We start from the raw sequence: 18,649 nt of genomic DNA on the forward strand, positions 1-18,649 counted from the left end.
GTCAGGCGTCGTCCACCTCGAGGCCGGTACAGCCCCGCCGCTCCACCTGTGCGGCGGCGAAGGCCCGCAGCAGCGCCCGCTTCTTCGCCTGATCGACCCCCGGGAGGTCGTCGGAGGCGTCGAGTCCGAAGTGGGCGGCCTCGCCGGCACAGCGGGCGCTCGCGGTGGGGGACGGACGGTCGGAGCCGTTGCCGGAGACGAGCCGGTTGCTCCAGTCCCCGAACCAGGCGACGAAGCCCATGCCCTTCGGTCCGCCGCCAGTGGTCTCGTCCTCGATGGTCACCTCGCAACCACCGGTCGGCGCCGCGTCGGTGAGCCGGACGTCGAGCTTCCACTGCGTCGGGTCCGGCAGCCCCGCCCCGGCCAGCCAGCCGCAGGCGGTGTCCCGGGCGGAAGCCAGGGTGACCTTCCTCGGTTCGTCCTCGCCGGGGTCGGCCGGGCTGACGCCCCCCGGTGCCCTCAGCGGCTCTGCGCCACAACCCAGGCGCTTCGAGGCGGAGTTGGCGAAGGCCACGGCGACCTCGTAGGAGGCGGGCCGACGCCCGGAGCCGTTGCGGCTGACGCCCGCGTGCACCAGCAGCTTGCGCTGCCGGCCGTCGGCGTCCTTGCCCAGGTCGGGACAGGGCAGCAGGAACTCGAGGGTGCCGAGGCGGGAGACGAAGCCGGGCAGCCCGGCCGGCATCGCCGCCTGGGAGTCGAATCCGTTCTCCGGGAAGGCGGACATGAACTCGCGGTCCACGTCGTCGCGCCGGGTGTAGGCGTACAGGGACAGGAGCCGCCGGTCGGCACCGTGGTCGCCCGCGACGGTGACCTCGCAGCCGTAGTCGCCGAGCGCCTTCACCCCGCCCGCCTCGGCACCCGTGACCCGGGCGTCCTCGGGAACGAGGTCGCGGACGGCGCCGTCGGGCAGTATGCCGTCGCAGGCGGTGCGGATCACCCACCACTGGTGGACGTACGGCTGGGCGATCCAGCCGCCCAGAGCGAGCACGGCAGCAGCCACGACCGACACCTTGACCCAACGCCGCATCTTCGCCCCCGTAGCGCGTCCGGCAGACAACAGCCGGGCCCGACGGACGCTCGGCGCCCCGGCATCCGGCTTCCCGTTATGGCCGGGACCCTATCGGCCGCCGCGGCGCGCACCGGGCGCGGGATCACGCAAACGGGGCCCGGCCTGGCGCATGCCGGCCGGGGCCCGTAGGCGCACGAACCGCGTCAGCGGGCCTCGGCCGCGCGTACCTGCTCCGGGGTCGGGGCCGTGCCGCCGAGGTGGGCCGGCATCCACCAGGTGTCGTTGGCGTCCTTGGGACGGACGGGGTAGGCGCGCTGAGCGGCCTCCAGAAGCTCCTGGACACGCTCGCGCAGCTGCCGGGTGATCGCACCCGCGTACTTGTCGCGGGAGGCCTCGATGGCCTCGCCGACCCGGATGGTGACCGGGGTGTGACTGCGCTTGAAGTTGCGCGGGTGTCCCTTGGTCCACAGTCGCTGCGTACCCCACAGGGCCACCGGGATCAGCGGGACGCCCGCCTCCTGGGCCATCCGGGCCGCGCCCGACTTGAAGCTCTTGAGCGTGAACGACTGCGAGATGGTGGCCTCGGGGAAGACCCCGACGATCTCGCCGGAGCGCAGCGACTCCAGGGCGTGCGCGTAGGCCGTCTCGCCCTGGTTGCGGTCCACCGGGATGTGCTTCATCCCGCGCATCAGCGGGCCGGAGATCTTGTGGCGGAAGACGGATTCCTTCGCCATGAAACGAACGAGACGTTTTTGCGGGAGCGCGGCCAGACCGTCGAAGATGAAGTCGAGATAGCTGATGTGATTGCTCACCAGCACGGCTCCACCCGAGCGCGGGATGTTCTCCGAACCCTTGCAGTCGATCTTGAGGTCCCAGGCCTTGAACAACGTCTGGGCGAGGCCGACGACGGGGCGGTAGACAATCTCTGCCATGGGCGGGGCGAACCCTTCCTTCTCTTTGCCGGGGAGGGGCTCCCGGCGGCAAAGTTACGCAGCCGTAGGTTTACGGCATCTCGCAGATCGTGCCCGAAGAACGGCCGGGGAGCCAGCCCTGGTGCCCGGGAAGGGCGAGATCCTCGTCACTTCACCCCCTTGATCGACCTCGGGCTTTTAGGCCGCCTTTACTCCGCGCGTACCGCGACCCGCCGTACGAGCAGGTACATCTCGCATCCGAGGCAGTACCCGAAAGCGGCATTGAGGAAGGCGGCCGCGAGCGCCGCCCCGGTCGCCGCGAGGCCCAGCCAGTCGGGCCCCAGGGTGAGGCCGGCGAGTCCGACCCCCGCGAACAGCAGACCCACCGCCTGCGCGAACCGGGGCGGCTCCGGCGCCTCGAACTCGGTCGGCGGCCCGATCCGCGGCCGCACGGCCCTGCGGAACACCCAGCCGTACGGTGAACGACCCACCCCGCCCGCCGCGCCGAGCGCGAACGCCAGCGTCTGCCACGCCAGCAGCCAGGCGTCGCCGCTGATCAGCACGACCGCGAGTACTACGGTCGTCACGGCGGCCCCGAAGCGCGGGCCCCTCGCATCGATGTCCATGAATCAAGCATTCCGCAACGGAAACGATTCCTGGGGTCGGGAATCTTTGCAGTCTCGTGAACGCTGGAGGACCTGATGGCAGGACTGCTGGTGTGTGTGGCGGTGCTCGCGGCGGCGAGCGCCTACGGAGTGCTGCACAAGCGGCGGAGCGGGAGGGTGCGGGTGCGCGGGCGCGACGACGGCAAACGGCTCGGAGCCGACCGGCTGGGCGGCGAACTCGGCGAACGGGCCACGCTCGTGCAGTTCTCCAGCGCTTTCTGCGCGCCCTGCCGGGCCACCCGCAGGGTCCTCGGCGAGGTGGCCGACGTGGTCCCCGGAGTCACCCACATAGAGATCGACGCCGAGGCGCATCTGGACCTCGTCCGCGAGCTCGACATCCTCAAGACCCCGACCGTCCTGGTGCTCGACGCCGACGGTCACATCGTCCGACGGGCAGCAGGCCAGCCCCGCAAGGCGGACGTCATCGCGGCCCTGGGGGAGGCGGTGTGAGCCGCCCGCGGGGGACGGTGAGGCATCTCCCAGATGCCGGAACGTACTTGACTGTGCGCGCCACCTATCGTCAGCCTGACCGTATGTCTGAGGAACTCCTTCTCCACGGCCGGGTCCACGTGGACCTGGTCCGTACCGCGAGCGCGCGCTGTCCGGCCCGTTGAGCACCCACGGCCCGGCCCGCCACTTCCCGCAGAAGGACAACCCCATGACCGTCATACCCGGCCTCGGTTCCCCCCGCCTGGCCTCTCCCGACCTCCTGCGCTCCGTCTTCCGCCGGCATGCCGCGGGGGTCGCCGTGATCACCGCCTCCGGCGAGAGCGGCCCGGTCGGCTTCACCGCGACCTCGCTCAGCTCCGTCTCCGCCGAGCCGCCGATGCTCTCCTTCGGCATCGGCACCGGAGCCTCCAGTTGGCCCGTGCTCTCCCGGGCCACGCACGTGGGCGTCCACATACTCGGCGAGCACCAGCAGGAGCTGGCCGCCACATTCGCCAGGAGCGGCGCCGACCGCTTCGGCGCGCCGACCGCCTGGCGGGACGGTCCGCAGGGTGTTCCGGTACTGGACGACGTGCTGGCGTGGCTCGTGTGCCGGGTCGTCGCGCGGGTCCCGGCGGGCGATCACCGCATCGTGCTGGCCGAGGTGGTCCTCGGTGACCCGGAGGGCGCGGGCCGCCCGTTGCTCTACCACCAGGGGCGGTTCACCGCCCTGCGGGATTGATCACTGCCGGGCCTTCCTGCGAACTCGTCGAGTTCCGATTACGCTGCGTTGCAAAGGTCACAGTTCAAAGCGCTTGCTTAGCGGGAACGAACTGGGTGTACTGACGAGTAATATTTCGGTCGGAGCGCGGGCCGCCCCGACCGGGATCGGCCGCTTGTGGCGCCTATGCTGCCTGGAAGAAGGCAGCCGAGAACTGACGATGCAGTAGGAGAGCCGGCGTGAGCTTGAGGATCGTTGTCACTGTGAAGTACGTGCCCGACGCCACTGGCGACCGGCACTTCGCCGATGACCTGACCGTCGACCGGGACGACGTGGACGGTCTGCTCTCCGAGCTCGACGAGTACGCGGTCGAGCAGGCGCTGCAGATCTCCGAGAACTCCGACGACGACGTGGAGATCACCGTCCTGACGGTGGGCCCCGAGGACGCCAAGGACGCGCTCCGCAAGGCCCTCTCCATGGGCGCCGACAAGGCGATCCACGTCGAGGACGACGACCTGCACGGCACCGACGCCATCGGCACCTCCCTGGTGCTGGCCAAGGCGATCGAGAAGGCCGGCTACGACCTGGTCATCTCCGGCCTGGCCTCCACGGACGGCACCATGGGCGTCGTCCCGGCCCTGCTGGCCGAGCGCCTGGGCGTCCCGCAGGTCACCCTGCTCTCCGAGGTCTCCGTCGAGGACGGCACCGTCAAGGGCCGCCGGGACGGCGATGCCGCCTCCGAGCAGCTCGAGGCCTCCCTGCCGGCCGTCGTGTCGGTCACCGACCAGTCGGGCGAGGCGCGTTACCCGTCGTTCAAGGGGATCATGGCGGCCAAGAAGAAGCCGGTCGAGTCCTGGGACCTGTCGGACCTGGACCTGGAGGCCGAAGAGGTCGGCCTCGAGGGTGCCTGGACCGCGGTCGACAGCGCGACCGAGCGTCCGGCCCGCACCGCGGGCACGATCGTCAAGGACGAGGGCGAGGGCGGCAAGCAGCTCGCCGAGTTCCTCGCGGGCCAGAAGTTCATCTAAAGGCCCTTCGCCGACCGCCCCTCAACTTCGTTTCGCAGGAGAGCAATCCCATGGCTGAAGTCCTCGTCTTCGTCGACCACGTGGACGGTGCCGTCCGCAAGCCCACCCTGGAGCTGCTGACGCTGGCCCGCCGCATCGGCGAGCCCGTCGCCGTCGCCCTCGGCGCGGGCGCCGAGAACACCGCCGCCGCGCTCGCCGAGCACGGCGCCGTGAAGGTGCTGACCCACGACGCCTCCGAGTACGCCGACTACCTCGTCGTACCGAAGGTCGACGCGCTCCAGGCCGCGGTCGAGTCGGTCTCCCCGGCCGCCGTCCTCGTCCCGTCCTCCGCCGAGGGCAAGGAGATCGCCGCCCGTCTGGCGCTGCGCATCGGCTCCGGCATCATCACCGACGCCACCGACCTGGAGGCCGGCGACGAGGGCCCGGTGGCCACCCAGTCGGTGTTCGCCGCGTCCTTCACCACCAAGTCCCGTGTCTCCAAGGGCACCCCGGTCATCACCGTGAAGCCGAACTCGGCCGCCGTCGAGGCCGCCCCGGCCGCCGGCGCCGTCGAGGCCCTCGCGGTGACCTTCTCCGCCCAGGCCACCGGCACCAAGGTCACCGGCCGCACGCCGCGTGAGTCGACCGGGCGTCCGGAGCTGACCGAGGCCGCGATCGTGGTCTCCGGCGGCCGCGGCGTCAACGGCGCCGAGAACTTCGCCCTCATCGAGTCCCTCGCCGACTCCCTCGGCGCGGCCGTCGGCGCCTCCCGCGCCGCGGTGGACGCCGGCTGGTACCCGCACACCAACCAGGTCGGCCAGACCGGCAAGTCCGTCTCGCCGCAGCTCTACATCGCCAACGGCATCTCCGGCGCCATCCAGCACCGCGCCGGCATGCAGACCTCGAAGACCATCGTGGCCGTCAACAAGGACGCCGAGGCCCCGATCTTCGACCTGGTCGACTACGGCGTCGTCGGCGACCTGTTCGACGTCGTCCCGCAGCTCACCGAGGAGATCAACACCCGCAAGGGCTGATCACCCGGCCGTCGCAGGACTGTCCGAGGCCCCCGAGACCGTACCGGTCACGGGGGCCTCGGCTCATTCCAGGGTCATCGAGGCCCGCACCGGCAGGTGATCGCTCGGGTACTGGCCGTCCAGGTGGAAGGTGTCCGTCCACTCGCGGTGGACGGTGACGCCCGGTGTCGCCAGGATCCAGTCGATGCGGTCCCCGTTCGGCGTGAGCGGCTTGTACCCGTGGTAGGTCGCGTAGGCCCCGCCACGCGCGCGTGCCGTGTCCCAGGTGTCGACCAGCCCGGCGGCCAGCAGCCGGTCGTAGACCGGATTGACGTGGGCGACCGCGTTGAAGTCGCCGGTCAGCAGCAGCGGCAGGGAGCGGTCGAGGCGCGCGATCCGTGCGGCGATCAGGTCGGCGGAGCGCACGCGCGCGTACTGGCTGGCGTTGTCGAGATGGGTGTTGAGGACGTAGAAGTCCTGCCGCGCGCGCAGATCGCGGAAGCGGACCCAGGTCACCATGCGGGGGTAGTCCGCCCCCCAGGTGTTGGAGCCGAGCACTTCGGGTGTGTCGGAGAGCCAGAAGTGCGCGTGCTCGACCGGGGCGAGCCGACGGGTGTCGAAGAAGACGGCCACCGCCTCCGGGTCTTCCACGCTGCGGCCCTTGCCGATCCAGTCGTAGTGCGGACCCAGGTCGGTCTCGATGTCGCGCAACTGGGCCGGCAGGCCCTCCTGGGTGCCGATGACGTGCGGAGCCGCCCGGCGCAGCAGCGCGCGCATCACCGGACGGCGGACCGCCCAGGTGTGGGCGTCCTTGGCGCCCGGGTAGCGCAGATTGAAGGTCATGACCTCCAGCGGCGGCACGGGCGCGGGCTGAAGTGCCCCGCGCGCCGGGCTCTCGTGGCGGGTGGCGGACGACCCTGCCGTGCCCAGCACGGGCACGGTCGCAAGGACGGCCAGGGCCGTGCGCAGCCCCGCCCGCCGGGTCTGCCCCGTGGTGCCGGTCATATGTTCCCTCCCTTGTGAGACAGGATGAAGGTGAGGACGGTTGTGCGGAAGAGGGAGACGGGGGAGGCGGTGTACCGGTGAGTGCCGCCGAGCGTGGGGACCGCGCCGTGGACAGGGTGTTGACCTGCCGGAAGCTGCACGGATAACTTCGCTCTACGGATTGTTGATTCCGTACAGCGGAAAAACCGGAGGGTGTGGAATGGGTCAGGGCCAGCAGGAGACGGTCACGACGAGCCTCGCGGGCGCCGTCAGCGAGGAGATCAGTGCCTCCCTCGCCCCGGTCGACGCCGAACTCGACCGTCGCTACCCCGGCGACCCCGGCACCCGGCAGCCCGTCCACACCGTCTACGTCCCCGGCGACGCCTTCGACGCCGACACCATCCGCTCCTGGGGCGACCGGGCCCTCGCCGCGCTCGACGAGCACGCCCCCGACGCGGCGTCCTTCGCCGCCTGTCTCGGCCTCTCCCGGGACCTCGCAGAGCCCGTGTACGCGCGCGTGCGGGCCAAGCTGGAGCGCGAGCCCATCGAGGACCTGCGCGTCGACTTCGAGGACGGCTACGGCCCCCGTCCGGACGCCGAGGAGGACGCGACGGCCGCCCGCGCGGCCCGGCTGATCGCGGAGGCGAGCGCGAAGGGCACCGGGGCCCCGTACATGGGCATCCGCATGAAGTGCATGGAGGCCGCGGTGCGCGACCGGGGCATCCGCACCCTCGACATCTTCCTCACCGGCCTGATGGAGAACGGCGGCCTTCCCGAGGGCCTGGTCCTGACCCTGCCGAAGGTGACCTATCCGGAGCAGGTCACCGCGATGGTCCGGCTCCTGGAGGCCTTCGAGCGGGCGCGGGGCCTCGACGCCGGACGGCTCGGCTTCGAGATCCAGATCGAGACCAGCCAGTCCATCCTCGCCACCGACGGCACCGCGACGGTCGCCCGGATGATCCAGGCGGCCCGGGGACGCGCCACCGGCCTCCACTACGGCACCTTCGACTACAGCGCCTGTCTCGGCGTCTCCGCCGCCTACCAGGCCAGCGACCACCCCGCCGCCGACCACGCCAAGGCGGTCATGCAGGTCGCGGCGGCCGGCACCGGGGTACGCGTCTCGGACGGCTCCACGAACGTGCTGCCGGTCGGCCCGACCGAGCAGGTGCACGCCGCCTGGCGGCTGCACTACGGACTCACCCGCCGCGCCCTGTCCCGCGCGTACTACCAGGGCTGGGACATGCACCCCGGCCACATCCCCACCCGCTACGCGGCCGTCTTCGCCTTCTACCGGGAGGGCTTCGCCCAGGCCGCCGAGCGGCTCGCGCGGTACGCCAACCGGGCCGGTGGCGATGTGATGGACGAGCCCGCGACCGCCAAGGCCCTCAGCGGCTACCTGCTGCGCGGCCTGGACTGCGGCGCCCTCGACCTCGCCGAGGTGAGCGGCGCCACCGGGCTCGGCCGGGCGGCCCTGGAGAGCTTCGCGACGCCGCGCCGAGGTGATCTGACGGTCTCCGGACAGTAGGGCGGCAGGCAAAGGCGGCAGGCGACAGCGCGCAGGAGATGTGACCGGCCGGCGTGAGAGACGCCGACCGGCCACCGGCCCTCAGGGGCGACTACTGCTCAGGAAAGGTGTACGGGGTCGTGATGATCTCCATGCCGTGCCCGGCGGGATCCATGAAGTACACACCCCGGCCGCCGTGGTGATGGTTGATCTCACCCGGCTGCTTGCCGTGCGGATCGGCGAAGTACGTGATCCCCGCCCGCTCGATCCGCTCGAAGGCCGCGTCGAACTCCTCGTCCGAGACGAGGAACGCGTAGTGCTGCATGACGATCGACTCCACCGGGATGGCGGCGAAGTCCAGGGTGACGCCGTTGCTGGTGTTCACCGGGACGAACGGGCCCCACTCGGGCCCGACTTCGAGTCCCAGGATGTGGGCCAGGAACTCGGCGGACTCGCGGTTGTCGCGGGAGTGGACGATGGTGTGGTTCAACTCGACTGACATGTGTGGAATGCCTCCGTAAGGCAAACTCACGGGCACCTCCATGCCTCACCCGGCCGGTGACCGACACGCGATGCCGTTCGATCATTCTATCGGACGTGCAGGTGCTCCAGGCCGGACGCGGTCACCAGCTTCTCTTCCGCGAACAGCCGGGTACCCCGTTCGCACAGCCGCGCGTCGGCCCTGGCGCGGGCGCAGAACTCCTCCGGGGTCGCCCCGAACAGCTCCCGCAACGCCGTTGACCGCGCGAGGAGTTCGGCGATCAGGGCGCGCTGCCCGGGATGGCGGCGCGGGATGCCGTCGCCGTTGTGCAGCACACCATGATGGTTCACGTACGCGAACGAGTCGAGGAGCGCCTCGCCGTTCTCCAGCTCGACCCGGAAACCCGGAGCGGGCAGCAGGACCCGGTCGTAGTTCGGCTCCGTCGCGTCGATCAGGGCGAGTTGCTCCGGGTCCAGCCAGATGACGAACAACTCGCGGGTGACGCGGGGGGCGTCGACGGGGGACGCGGACACATAGCCCACGCGGCTGACATGCGCCGAGACGCCGACATCGATCCCCGTCACCCGGGCCCTCACCATGGGGATCGGTGAGGTGACTTCGAACTCGGCCATCTTGTGCCGCAGTTGGGCTGGACTGGCGTTGGAACCGACGGCCACGACCGGAGTGCGGCCGGGATGTGTCAGCCGGTCCAGCGGCAGCAGCTCGTCCCCGTGGAGCAGCCCGGACCTGGCCGGCCAGGCGCCGGGATAGCTCAGCGGGTGGTCGCGCGGCGCGTCGGCCAGGCCCAGCGCGCGAAGTGTGCGGTGGTCGTCGCGGGCGTCCACGGCGTCTCAGTCGGCCGGCGGCAGCTCGCCCGAGCCGCGCGTGACGAGCCGGGTCGGCAGTTCGATGCGCTCGGGGGTGATGAGAGTGCCGTCCAGCTGCCCGAACAGGCGCTCCGCGGCGGTACGGCCCAACGTGGCCGCGTCCTGGGCGACCACCGTGACCCCCGGCTGGAGCAGGTCGGCGAGCTCCAGGTCGTCGAAGGCCACCAGGGCGACCCGCCGGGCCCGCTCGGCGAGCACCCGGATCACGGTGACCGTCACCCGGTTGTTGCCCGAGAAGATCGCCGTGACCGGCGCGGGGCCGGACAGCATGTCCTCGGCCGCGCGGCGCACCCGCAGGGGATCGGTGGCGCCCAGTGACATCCAGGCGTCCTCGACCGGTATGCCGGCGTCCTCCATCGCCGTCCGGTAACCGCGCAGACGCTCGGCGGCGGTGTGGATACGGGGCATGTCGCCGATGAAGCCGATCCGGCGGTGGCCGTGCGCCACCAGATGGGTCACGCCCTCGTGGGCGCCGCCGAAGTTGTCCGACAGGACGCAGTCGGCGTCGATCTGCCCGGCCGGCCGGTCCACGAACACCGTCGCGACGCCCGCCTTGATCTCGGGCTCCAGATACCGGTGGTCGTCGCCGGCCGGGATCACCACCAGACCGTCCACCCGGCGCGCGCACAGCGCCAGCGCCAGTTCCTGCTCCCGGTCCGGGTCCTCGGCGCTGGAGCCGTTGATGAGCAGGGCGCCGTGGGCGCGGGCGACTTCCTCCACCGCGCGGCTGAGCGGCCCGTAGAACGGGTCGGCGAGGTCCTCCAGGACCAGGCCGATACTGGCCGTGCTGCCCTTGCGCAGCACCCGGGCGCTGTCGTTGCGGCGGAAGCCGAGCGCGTCGATGGCCTCCTGGACACGGCGTTCCGTCTCGGGCGTGACGCCCGGCTCGCCGTTCACCACGCGGGAGACCGTCTTGAGGCCGACTCCGGCGCGAGCGGCGACGTCCTTCATGGTGGGACGGTTGCCGTAGCGGCTCTCGGGCCGGCGCTGCGTCTCGGGCACGATGCTGTGTCCTGTCCTGTCGTCCACGGGAGGTCGGCCATGCACGCCGTCCACAAGATGTTGCGCACGGGGATGCGTGGGTCCCAGGGTGTGTATGAGGATGTGGCGTCGAGCATAGAGCCTGGACAACGTTGTCAGATGCGGGAGAGACTGTCCACCGCATCTCCGGCCCGCGTCCCCCAATCGCTGGACCGGCCAGCCCTTCCATGGTGGACCGGGAGAAACCAGACTGATGTACACCGACCTCGTGGCCGCGCTCGACATCGGCGGCACCAAGATCGCCGGAGCGCTGGTGGACGGCGACGGCACGATCCTGGCCCGCGCGCAGCGCCCCACGCCCGCCCAGGAGAACGGCGACACCGTGATGCGGGCCGTCGAGGAGACGCTGGCGGAGCTGACCGCGGCTCCGCGGTGGGGGCGCGTCCGAGCCGTCGGCATCGGCAGCGCGGGTCCGGTGGACGCCTCGGCGGGTACCGTCAGCCCGGTGAACGTGCCCGGCTGGCGCGACTTTCCGCTGGTCGACCGGGTCCGGGCGGTGACGGGGAACCTCCCCGTCGAACTCATCGGCGACGGCGTGGCGATCACCGCGGCCGAACACTGGCAGGGCGCCGCCCGCGGGCACGACAACGCGCTGTGCATGGTGGTCTCCACCGGCGTCGGCGGCGGTCTGGTGCTGGGCGGCCGACTGCACCCCGGCCCCACCGGCAACGCCGGACACATCGGCCACATCAGCGTCGAACTCGACGGGGACCCGTGCCCGTGCGGCGGCCGCGGCTGTGTGGAACGCATCGCCAGCGGGCCCCACATCGCCCGCCGGGCCCTGGAGAACGGCTGGCTGCCCGGCCCCGACGGCGACACCTCCGCGGCCGCGGTGGCCGCCGCCGCCCGCGCGGGCGACCCGGTCGCGGTGGCGTCCTTCGAGCGGGCCGCCCAGGCCCTGGCCGCCGGCATCGCGGCCACCGCGACCCTCGTCGAGATCGACATCGCGGTGATCGGCGGGGGCGTGGGCAAGGCGGGTGAGGTGCTGTTCGCCCCCCTGCGCCGGGCGCTCCGCCACTACGCCACCCTCTCCTTCGTCCAGCGCCTGACCGTGACGCCGGCGCAGATGGGCACGGACGCGGGCCTGGTGGGAGCGGCCGCGGCGGCGCTGTCGGCGAGCGCGGGGGCCGGGGCGGGGGCGGGCGCCACGGCGGCGGGGGTCTGACGCCGACGGGCGGCCTCCTGGAAAAACGTTTCCTGTGTCGCCGTGGTGTGCGGGGCGGTGGCGGACCGGGTTGCCGGTGTTCGTCTGTGCGCCGGGTGACCGGGGACGGCGCGGGCACCGGCGGGGGACCCGACCGTCACACGGCCGGCCGTGCGACGCTCACTCGACGACGTGCCGGCCCGCCGTCCCGGATGCCGTCCGGCCCGCCGTGACGGCGTCCCAGCCGCTCCAGGCCGGGATGGCCTCGCAGGACTGCCGCCAGCGGGCGGGGACGCCGTCCGTGCCGGTCCGGGACGCGACCACGCCTCCCGCGATGGCGCAGGTAGTGTCGCGGTCACCCCACCCGCCGACGGTCTGCCACAGTGCCTCGGGGAGGTCGTCCAGGTGCCCCGCGGCGGACCAGAGGGCGAACGGCACCGTGTCCGGAGCCGAGATCAGCGTCCCCGAGCCCAGCACCGACGCGGCGTGGCGCACCGAGGCGCGCTCGGGGAGGCCCGCGGCCACCAGCAGCCCGGAGCGGACGTCGCTGTCCGGCAGGTGCGAGGCGACCTCCCTCAAGAACGCGTCGCGCGCAGGGGCGTCCCGGCCCGCGCCGGCGGCCGCCAGCGCGGCGGCGACCGCCACGGCCACCGCGCCCGCGACCGCCTCGGGGTGGGCATGGGTGGCCAGCGCCGACAGCCGGGCCTGCTCGCGGGCCGCGGCGAGGTCGTCCCGGAACCAGGCGCCCAGCGGGGCGACCCGCATCGCGGCGCCGTTGCCGTACGAACCCTGTCCGCCGAACTGTCCCGTCGTCACCGCCCGCCAGTCCTCGCCCTCGCCGACGCGCCGCAGCACGCTGTGCATGGACGGGCCGTACTTACGGCCCGGGTCGCGGCGGTACTCGGCGGCGAACTGCCGTGCCAGGTCGCCCGGACGGACCTCCCCGTGCTCCGTCAGGTGGGCGAACAGGACGAACGCCATCGCCGAGTCGTCCGTCCACGGCCAAGGCGCGGGACGCGGCTCCCGCGCCGCCCACAACTCCTCGGCGGGCTCGTCGGAGCGGGTGAACCAGCTGTCGCCGAAGGCGTCGCCCGTCACCAGACCGTCCAGGCCGGCATGGGCGTGCTGCGGGCCGATCATGGCGAAGCTCCTCCGAACCGTCGGTGACCACGGCATTCTCGCCGCAGACCGGTCGATCGTGCGCGGGGATTACCGGGGGACGCGTGACCCCGACCCCGTCGACGCCGTTGATCCCCGCATGAAGAAGCGCAGCATGCTCGCCATCGCCTCCCTCGCCACCGGCTTCGTCGTCGCGGCGATCACCCCCTCGCACGGCCTGACCGGTGCCGACCTCGAAGGGCTGAACGTGGGCGACACCCTCAGCACCCTCGACCACACCATCGCCGGTGACAGCCTGGCCGTCGACGACGACGCCCTGGGGCAGAACGGCTGACGGACCGGGCACCGACCACGAACGCCGTGATGCCGGCACCCCACCGCGAGGGGTCGGCGCCACGGCGTTCGTGCGCCCTCAACGGGAACTGGTTTCCGTGGCAGGGTGGAGCGGGCAAGCCACAGGGGGCCAACAGAAGAGGGGGAACTGTGACCGTCGTCTGGATCAACGGCGCGTTCGGTGCGGGGAAGACCACCACCGCACGGGAATTGATCGACCTGATCCCGAACAGCACGCTCTTCGACCCCGAGGTCATCGGCGGAGCTCTCCCGTACCTGCTGCCGCCCAAACGTCTCGCCGAGGTCGGCGACTTCCAGGACCTGCCGATCTGGCGGCGGCTCGTGATCGACACGGCGGCCGCGCTGCTCGCCGAGCTGGGCGGCACCCTCGTCGTCCCCATGACCCTGCTGCGCCAGGAGTACCGCGACGAGATCTTCGGCGGTCTCGCCGCCCGCCGGATTCCCGTCCGCCATGTGCTCCTCGCCCCGGGGGAAACGATCCTGCGCGAGCGAATAGCCGCCCGTGACGTTCCCCCGGACCTCCCCGACGGAGAGATACGCATCCGTCAGTGGTCGTACGACCACATCGAGCCGTACCACGCCGCCGTCGCCTCCTGGCTCACCGCCGACGCCCATCCCGTCGACAACGGAGTCCTCACCCCGCGGGAGGCGGCCGCCCGGATTGCCGAGGCCGTGGGCAGTGGCGCCGTGGCCGCCTGCGACATCGTGCAGACCCCCGAGCCCACCGCCGAGACGGTGGCCGCCGGGGTCCTCCTCTTCGACGAGCAGGACCGGGTGCTGCTCGTGGACCCGACGTACAAGCCCGGCTGGGAGTTCCCCGGCGGGGTGGTGGAACCCGGCGAGGCGCCCGCGCGCGCGGGCGTGCGCGAGGTCGAGGAGGAGACCGGCATCCGGCTGGACGACATACCCCGGCTGTTGGTCGTCGACTGGGAACGGCCGACCCCGCCCGCCTACGGTGGGCTGCGCCTCCTCTACGACGGTGGACGGCTCGACGCCGCCGCCGTGGCGGGGGTGCTGCTGCCCGGCCCCGAACTGCGGGCCTGGCGCTTCGTCACGGAGGAGGAGGCGGCCGGTCTCCTGCCGCCGGTCCGCTACGAGCGACTGCGCTGGGCGCTGCGCGCCCGCGAGCGCGGGGCGGCGCTGTATCTGGAGGCGGGTGTGCCGACCGAGTGAGCGCCGCTGCGGGGACGGGATCCGCCGCAGCGCCTCCGCAGGGAAGGCAGCCGACCGGCCCTCCTCCCGGAACCGCCGCTCGAACCCCCCAACACCCCGGCGACCGGGGCGTGACGGCCGACGAGCGCGGCGGCTTCGTCCGGGACGCCCTCGGGCCGCAGCGCCCTGGCGCACGTGCGCACGAAAGCCGCCCGTTCCTCGCCGCGGTACCCGTACAGATCGATGACGAGCCACTTCGCCAGGTGGGAGCTGGTCTACGCACGTTGTCACCGCGGTGCGGGTCGAAGAGGGCCCGTCCAGGCGGGCGAGCGGAAACCCGGCGGACAGGGCCGGGCCGTGGGCGGTGCGGCGCTGTCCTGGCCGGCATCTTCGGAGATCCTCGGCCTCACCGCGGGGCGGAATGGTCTTCCGCCGCCTTTCGCAGCACCGCCGACGCTCCTGTGGTCACCGGGTCGCCGTGCCCGAAGCAGGCCATGTCCGTGTCCAGGGAGGCCAGTCGGCGGAACGAGGCGAGGGCCCGTGGCCGGTCGAGGGCGTGGAAGTGCGTGAGGACGATCCGCCGTACGGACCCGGGCCGGTACCCGAGGGCCGTGACCGCCTCCGCGACGGCCCCGCCGGAGCCGGGCGGCCCCGCGTCGACCAGGGTCAACTCGCCGCCGTCGCGCCAGAGACAGGCCTGGCCGACCGGGAAGCGGAGCAGGTGCAGGCGGGGGAGGAGCTCGATGACGTCCATGGGGCGACCGTAGAGAGGGCCCCGCCCGGTGGGCGAGGCCCTCTGCCGACGGCAGAGCCGGTCAGCCGGCCGCGTAGTTGCGCAGGAACAGGGCCTCCGCCACCGAGAGCCGCTCCAGTTCCTCGGGGGACACGCTCTCGTCGACCGCGTGGATCTGCGCCTCGGGCTCGCTCAGGCCGATGAGGAGGATCTCCGCCTGCGGGTAGAGGGAGGCCAGGGTGTTGCACAGCGGGATGGAGCCACCCTGCCCCGCGTACTGCATGTCCTGGCCGGGGTAGGCGACCGCCATCGCGTCGGCCATCGCCGCGTACGCCGGGCTGGTGGTGTCCGCGCTGAACGCCTGGCCCTGGCCGATCTGTTCGGTGCTCACCCGCGCACCCCACGGCGTGTGGGCCTCCAGATGGGCCTGGAGCAGCTTCGTCGCCTCGGCCGCGTCCACGCCCGGCGGCACCCGGAGGCTGATCAGCGCCCGGGCACCCGCCTGCACGGACGGGGTGGCGCCGACGACCGGCGGGCAGTCGATGCCCAGGACGGTGACGGCGGGGCGCGCCCAGATACGGTCGGCGACCGTGCCGGAGCCGATCAGGTCGACCCCGTCCAGCACCTTGGCGTCCTGGCGGAACTGCGCCTCGTCGTACTGCAGGCCCTCCCAGCGCGCGTCGTCGGTGAGGCCGTCGACGGTCGTGGAGCCGTCCTCGGCGCGCAGCGAGTCCAGGACGCGGATCAGCGCGCCCAGCGCGTCCGGCGCCGCTCCGCCGAACTGCCCGGAGTGCAGGTTGCCTTCGAGGGTGTCGACCCGCACCCGCATCATGGTCATACCGCGCAGCGTGGAGGTGACGGTCGGCAGACCGACCCGGAAGTTGCCCGCGTCGCCGATGACGATGGTGTCGGCCGCCAGCAGGTCGGGGTGCTGCTCGGCATACCGCTCCAGACCACCGGTGCCCTGTTCCTCGGAGCCCTCCACGATCACCTTCACGGTGACCGGGACGCCCCCGTTCGCCTTGAGGGCGCGCAGCGCGAGCAGGTGCATGATGACGCCACCCTTGCAGTCGGCGCTGCCGCGGCCGTACCAGCGGCCGTCGCGCTCCGTGAGCTCGAAGGGCGGGGTGGTCCAGCCGGCCTCGTCCAGCGGCGGCTGCACGTCGTAGTGGGCGTAGAGCAGGACCGTCCTGGCACCGGCGGGGCCCGGCAGGCAGCCGTACACCGACTGCGTGCCGTCCGGGGTGTCGAGCAGGGCCACGTCCTGGAAGCCCTCGGCGCGCAGCGCGTCCGCGATCCAGTTCGCGGCGGCCTCGCTCTCGCTCCTGGGGAACTGGTCGAAGTCCGCCACCGACTTGAAGGCCACCAGCTCGGTGAGCTCCGCCCGTGCCCTGGGCAGCAGCGAGGCGACGGTCTCGGCGACCGGATTCGACGACATGGGCACGCTCCTTGTGGGTGCGACGTTGTACTGGTGTGTACTGGTCCGTACGGGTGACCGTGCGAGCGTACGCGCCTGCCGGGATGTGGGGCGCGCGCGCCGTCGATCCTCCCACAGCGGACCGTGGCGATCTCCGCCGTAGGATGCGGGGGACAGGTGCGGCAAGCGGCTTGATCAGGAGCAGTAGACCATCGTGAGCAGCGAGAACTCTCCGGCGGACGACGAGAACTCTTCGGCGGACGACGCACGGCAGGTGTGGGACGTCGTCGTGGTGGGCGCGGGCCCCGCAGGGGCTTCGGCCGCCTACGCGGCGGCGGTCACGGGACGGCGGGTGCTGTTGCTGGAGAAGGCGGAGCTGCCCCGCTACAAGACATGCGGCGGCGGCATCATCGGACCTTCCCGCGACTCGCTGCCACCCGGCTTCGAGCTGCCCTTCCGCGACCGGGTGCACGCGGTGACCTTCTCGAACAACGGGCGCTTCACCCGGACCCGCCGCTCCCGCCAGATGCTGTTCGGGCTGATCAACCGGCCCGAGTTCGACCATCAGCTCGTCGAGCACGCCCAGAAGGCGGGCGCCGAGCTGCGCACGGGAGTCACCGTGCAGCGGGTCGAGCAGCACGGCTCGGCGGTGCCGGACCGGCGCACGGTCGCGGTCGTCCTCCAGGGCGGCGAGACGCTGCTGGCGCGCGCGGTGGTCGGCGCGGACGGCAGCGCGAGCCGCATAGGGGCTCATGTCGGGGTGAAGCTCGACCAGGTGGATCTCGGCCTGGAGGCGGAGATCCCGGTGCCGGAGACGGTCGCCGAGGACTGGAAGGGCCGTGTCCTCATCGACTGGGGTCCGATGCCCGGCAGCTACGGCTGGGTGTTCCCCAAGGGGGACACGCTGACGGTCGGTGTCATCTCGGCGCGCGGCGAGGGCGCGGCGACCAAGCGCTATCTGGAGGACTTCATCGGGCGGCTCGGCCTCGCCGGGTTCGAGCCGAGCATCTCCTCCGGCCACCTGACCAGGTGTCGGGCCGACGACTCCCCGCTGTCGCGCGGGCGGGTGCTCGTGTGCGGTGACGCGGCGGGGCTGCTGGAGCCGTGGACCCGCGAGGGTATCTCCTTCGCGCTGCGCTCGGGCCGGCTCGCGGGCGAGTGGGCGGTCCGTGTCTCCGAGGCGCACGACGCGGTGGACGCCCGCCGGCAGGCACTGAACTACGCCTTCGCGATCAAGGCGGGCCTCGGTGTGGAGATGAGCGTCGGCAAGCGGCTGCTCGCCCTCTTCGAGCGTCGTCCCGGACTCTTCCACGCCGCCCTCACCGGTGTCCGCCCTGCCTGGCGGGCCTTCACCGACATCACCCGCGGCCGGACGACCCTGGGCGAACTCGTCCGCTCGCATCCGATGGCCCAGCGGGCGCTGGCCGCGGTGGACCGGCGGCAGGCGGCGACGGCAGCCCCGGCGGCCGAGGAGAGCGGCTCCTGACCCGAAGGGCGCGGATCACCGTCGGTTCGTGACGGTGATCCGGAACACGGGGTGGTCAGGGGCGATCCGGCGCATCTCGGCGTCCGGGGAGTCGGGACCCACCCCGTTGAAGAAGACGCCGACCTCGGCCTTCCAGCGCTTGAGGTAGGCGCGCAGCAACGGCGTCTTGTCGTCGTCGGCGACCTCGACCGCGGTGAACTCCTCCACGTTCTTGCCGAGGCGCAGCTCACCGCCGCCCACCGCCCGCATGTTGTGCGTCCACTGGACGTGGCCGCGCGGTGCGATCAGGTACTGCTGCCCGTCCACGGTCAGCAGGTTGACGGGGGTGGTCCGCCACTGGCCGCTCTTGCGGCCGCGGACCGCCAGCACCCGGGACCCCCACACGCTCAGACCCCGGCGGGTCAGCCAGGCCACGGCGCGGTTGAAGACGTTGACGGTGAACCAGCCGGGCTTCTGCACGTGGGTGGACATGGCTGCTGCCTCCTGAACGACAACGGGACGGAAAGTGTGAGCACTGCTCTCGCTTGATTCGAGTCTGCCGTGTTCACCGCTCCATTGCAAGAGCGGTGCTCTCTGTTTTGTGCACCGATCCTCG

The 18,649-nt window shown here is 72.2% G+C and carries 20 protein-coding genes; 9 read left to right on the forward strand and 11 right to left on the reverse strand.

Annotation, left to right across the window (positions count from 1 at the left end; all coding sequences use genetic code 11):
• Position 1: 1 nt before the first annotated feature.
• The 3 genes from OHU34_RS37180 to OHU34_RS37190 all read right to left on the reverse strand — a co-directional run bounded on the left by OHU34_RS37180 (position 2) and on the right by OHU34_RS37190 (position 2,546).
• Positions 2 to 1,000 carry a hypothetical protein gene (locus tag OHU34_RS37180; protein WP_142268983.1) on the reverse strand — a complete coding sequence of 333 codons (999 nt, stop codon included), beginning with the start codon at positions 998 to 1,000 and terminating at the stop codon, positions 2 to 4.
• A gap of 212 nt (positions 1,001 to 1,212) precedes the next feature.
• Positions 1,213 to 1,941, reverse strand: a complete 729-nt coding sequence (locus tag OHU34_RS37185) for a 1-acyl-sn-glycerol-3-phosphate acyltransferase (protein ID WP_020125921.1) — start codon at positions 1,939 to 1,941, stop codon at positions 1,213 to 1,215.
• Between the two features lie 188 nt (positions 1,942 to 2,129).
• Positions 2,130 to 2,546, reverse strand: a complete 417-nt coding sequence (locus OHU34_RS37190; RefSeq protein ID WP_142268982.1) for a DUF4395 domain-containing protein — start codon at positions 2,544 to 2,546, stop codon at positions 2,130 to 2,132.
• Between the two features lie 75 nt (positions 2,547 to 2,621).
• On the opposite strand from OHU34_RS37190, the gene OHU34_RS37195 reads away from it, so the two are divergent.
• From OHU34_RS37195 to OHU34_RS37210, 4 genes are all read left to right on the forward strand, one after another.
• The gene (locus OHU34_RS37195; protein ID WP_142268981.1) at positions 2,622 to 3,035 is read left to right on the forward strand and encodes a thioredoxin family protein; all 414 of its coding nucleotides are present in this window, start codon (positions 2,622 to 2,624) and stop codon (positions 3,033 to 3,035) included.
• Between the two features lie 208 nt (positions 3,036 to 3,243).
• Positions 3,244 to 3,753 carry a flavin reductase family protein gene (locus OHU34_RS37200; protein WP_142268980.1) on the forward strand — a complete coding sequence of 170 codons (510 nt, stop codon included), beginning with the start codon at positions 3,244 to 3,246 and terminating at the stop codon, positions 3,751 to 3,753.
• A gap of 218 nt (positions 3,754 to 3,971) precedes the next feature.
• Complete coding sequence (locus OHU34_RS37205; protein ID WP_028806184.1) at positions 3,972 to 4,760, forward strand: electron transfer flavoprotein subunit beta/FixA family protein; 789 nt, start codon at positions 3,972 to 3,974, stop codon at positions 4,758 to 4,760.
• A gap of 50 nt (positions 4,761 to 4,810) precedes the next feature.
• Positions 4,811 to 5,773 (forward strand): electron transfer flavoprotein subunit alpha/FixB family protein, encoded by a 963-nt coding sequence (locus OHU34_RS37210; protein WP_020125926.1) that lies wholly within the window; start codon positions 4,811 to 4,813, stop codon positions 5,771 to 5,773.
• Between the two features lie 63 nt (positions 5,774 to 5,836).
• Here the strand turns inward: OHU34_RS37210 and OHU34_RS37215 are convergent, their stop codons facing one another.
• On the reverse strand, positions 5,837 to 6,757 hold the full coding sequence (locus OHU34_RS37215; protein ID WP_142268978.1) for an endonuclease/exonuclease/phosphatase family protein: 921 nt from the start codon (positions 6,755 to 6,757) through the stop codon (positions 5,837 to 5,839).
• 199 nt (positions 6,758 to 6,956) lie between these two features.
• On the opposite strand from OHU34_RS37215, the gene OHU34_RS37220 reads away from it, so the two are divergent.
• A complete protein-coding gene (locus tag OHU34_RS37220; protein WP_405770493.1) occupies positions 6,957 to 8,261 on the forward strand; it encodes a DUF6986 family protein in 1,305 nt (434 codons plus the stop codon).
• Between the two features lie 91 nt (positions 8,262 to 8,352).
• Here the strand turns inward: OHU34_RS37220 and OHU34_RS37225 are convergent, their stop codons facing one another.
• The 3 genes from OHU34_RS37225 to OHU34_RS37235 all read right to left on the reverse strand — a co-directional run bounded on the left by OHU34_RS37225 (position 8,353) and on the right by OHU34_RS37235 (position 10,610).
• Complete coding sequence (locus OHU34_RS37225) at positions 8,353 to 8,742, reverse strand: VOC family protein (protein WP_142268976.1); 390 nt, start codon at positions 8,740 to 8,742, stop codon at positions 8,353 to 8,355.
• An 86-nt stretch (positions 8,743 to 8,828) separates the two neighbouring features.
• A complete protein-coding gene (locus OHU34_RS37230) occupies positions 8,829 to 9,566 on the reverse strand; it encodes a hypothetical protein (protein WP_405770497.1) in 738 nt (245 codons plus the stop codon).
• Positions 9,567 to 9,572: 6 nt separating this feature from the next.
• The gene (locus OHU34_RS37235; protein ID WP_405770499.1) at positions 9,573 to 10,610 is read right to left on the reverse strand and encodes a LacI family DNA-binding transcriptional regulator; all 1,038 of its coding nucleotides are present in this window, start codon (positions 10,608 to 10,610) and stop codon (positions 9,573 to 9,575) included.
• A gap of 232 nt (positions 10,611 to 10,842) precedes the next feature.
• Here OHU34_RS37235 and OHU34_RS37240 point away from each other — a divergent pair, with 232 nt between their 5' ends.
• Positions 10,843 to 11,814: an ROK family protein gene (locus tag OHU34_RS37240; protein ID WP_142268974.1), complete on the forward strand. Its 972-nt coding sequence runs from the start codon at positions 10,843 to 10,845 to the stop codon at positions 11,812 to 11,814.
• Between the two features lie 159 nt (positions 11,815 to 11,973).
• On the opposite strand, the gene OHU34_RS37245 is transcribed toward OHU34_RS37240, so the two are convergent.
• Positions 11,974 to 12,933: an ADP-ribosylglycohydrolase family protein gene (locus OHU34_RS37245; RefSeq protein WP_142268973.1), complete on the reverse strand. Its 960-nt coding sequence runs from the start codon at positions 12,931 to 12,933 to the stop codon at positions 11,974 to 11,976.
• A 118-nt stretch (positions 12,934 to 13,051) separates the two neighbouring features.
• On the opposite strand from OHU34_RS37245, the gene OHU34_RS37250 reads away from it, so the two are divergent.
• Positions 13,052 to 13,246 (forward strand): hypothetical protein, encoded by a 195-nt coding sequence (locus OHU34_RS37250; protein WP_142268972.1) that lies wholly within the window; start codon positions 13,052 to 13,054, stop codon positions 13,244 to 13,246.
• A gap of 149 nt (positions 13,247 to 13,395) precedes the next feature.
• Positions 13,396 to 14,439 (forward strand): NUDIX domain-containing protein, encoded by a 1,044-nt coding sequence (locus tag OHU34_RS37255; RefSeq protein WP_405770502.1) that lies wholly within the window; start codon positions 13,396 to 13,398, stop codon positions 14,437 to 14,439.
• Positions 14,440 to 14,824: 385 nt separating this feature from the next.
• On the opposite strand, the gene OHU34_RS37260 is transcribed toward OHU34_RS37255, so the two are convergent.
• Positions 14,825 to 15,172 carry an MBL fold metallo-hydrolase gene (locus OHU34_RS37260; protein ID WP_405770503.1) on the reverse strand — a complete coding sequence of 116 codons (348 nt, stop codon included), beginning with the start codon at positions 15,170 to 15,172 and terminating at the stop codon, positions 14,825 to 14,827.
• A 61-nt stretch (positions 15,173 to 15,233) separates the two neighbouring features.
• On the reverse strand, positions 15,234 to 16,589 hold the full coding sequence (locus OHU34_RS37265) for a dipeptidase (protein WP_142268969.1): 1,356 nt from the start codon (positions 16,587 to 16,589) through the stop codon (positions 15,234 to 15,236).
• A 193-nt stretch (positions 16,590 to 16,782) separates the two neighbouring features.
• On the opposite strand from OHU34_RS37265, the gene OHU34_RS37270 reads away from it, so the two are divergent.
• The gene (locus tag OHU34_RS37270; protein WP_405770506.1) at positions 16,783 to 18,054 is read left to right on the forward strand and encodes a geranylgeranyl reductase family protein; all 1,272 of its coding nucleotides are present in this window, start codon (positions 16,783 to 16,785) and stop codon (positions 18,052 to 18,054) included.
• A gap of 15 nt (positions 18,055 to 18,069) precedes the next feature.
• Here the strand turns inward: OHU34_RS37270 and OHU34_RS37275 are convergent, their stop codons facing one another.
• Positions 18,070 to 18,525 (reverse strand): nitroreductase family deazaflavin-dependent oxidoreductase, encoded by a 456-nt coding sequence (locus tag OHU34_RS37275; RefSeq protein ID WP_057605354.1) that lies wholly within the window; start codon positions 18,523 to 18,525, stop codon positions 18,070 to 18,072.
• Positions 18,526 to 18,649: the final 124 nt, after the last annotated feature.

Origin of the sequence: Streptomyces sp. NBC_00080, assembly GCF_045041255.1 — a bacterium.
GTDB lineage: Bacteria > Actinomycetota > Actinomycetes > Streptomycetales > Streptomycetaceae > Streptomyces > Streptomyces coriariae.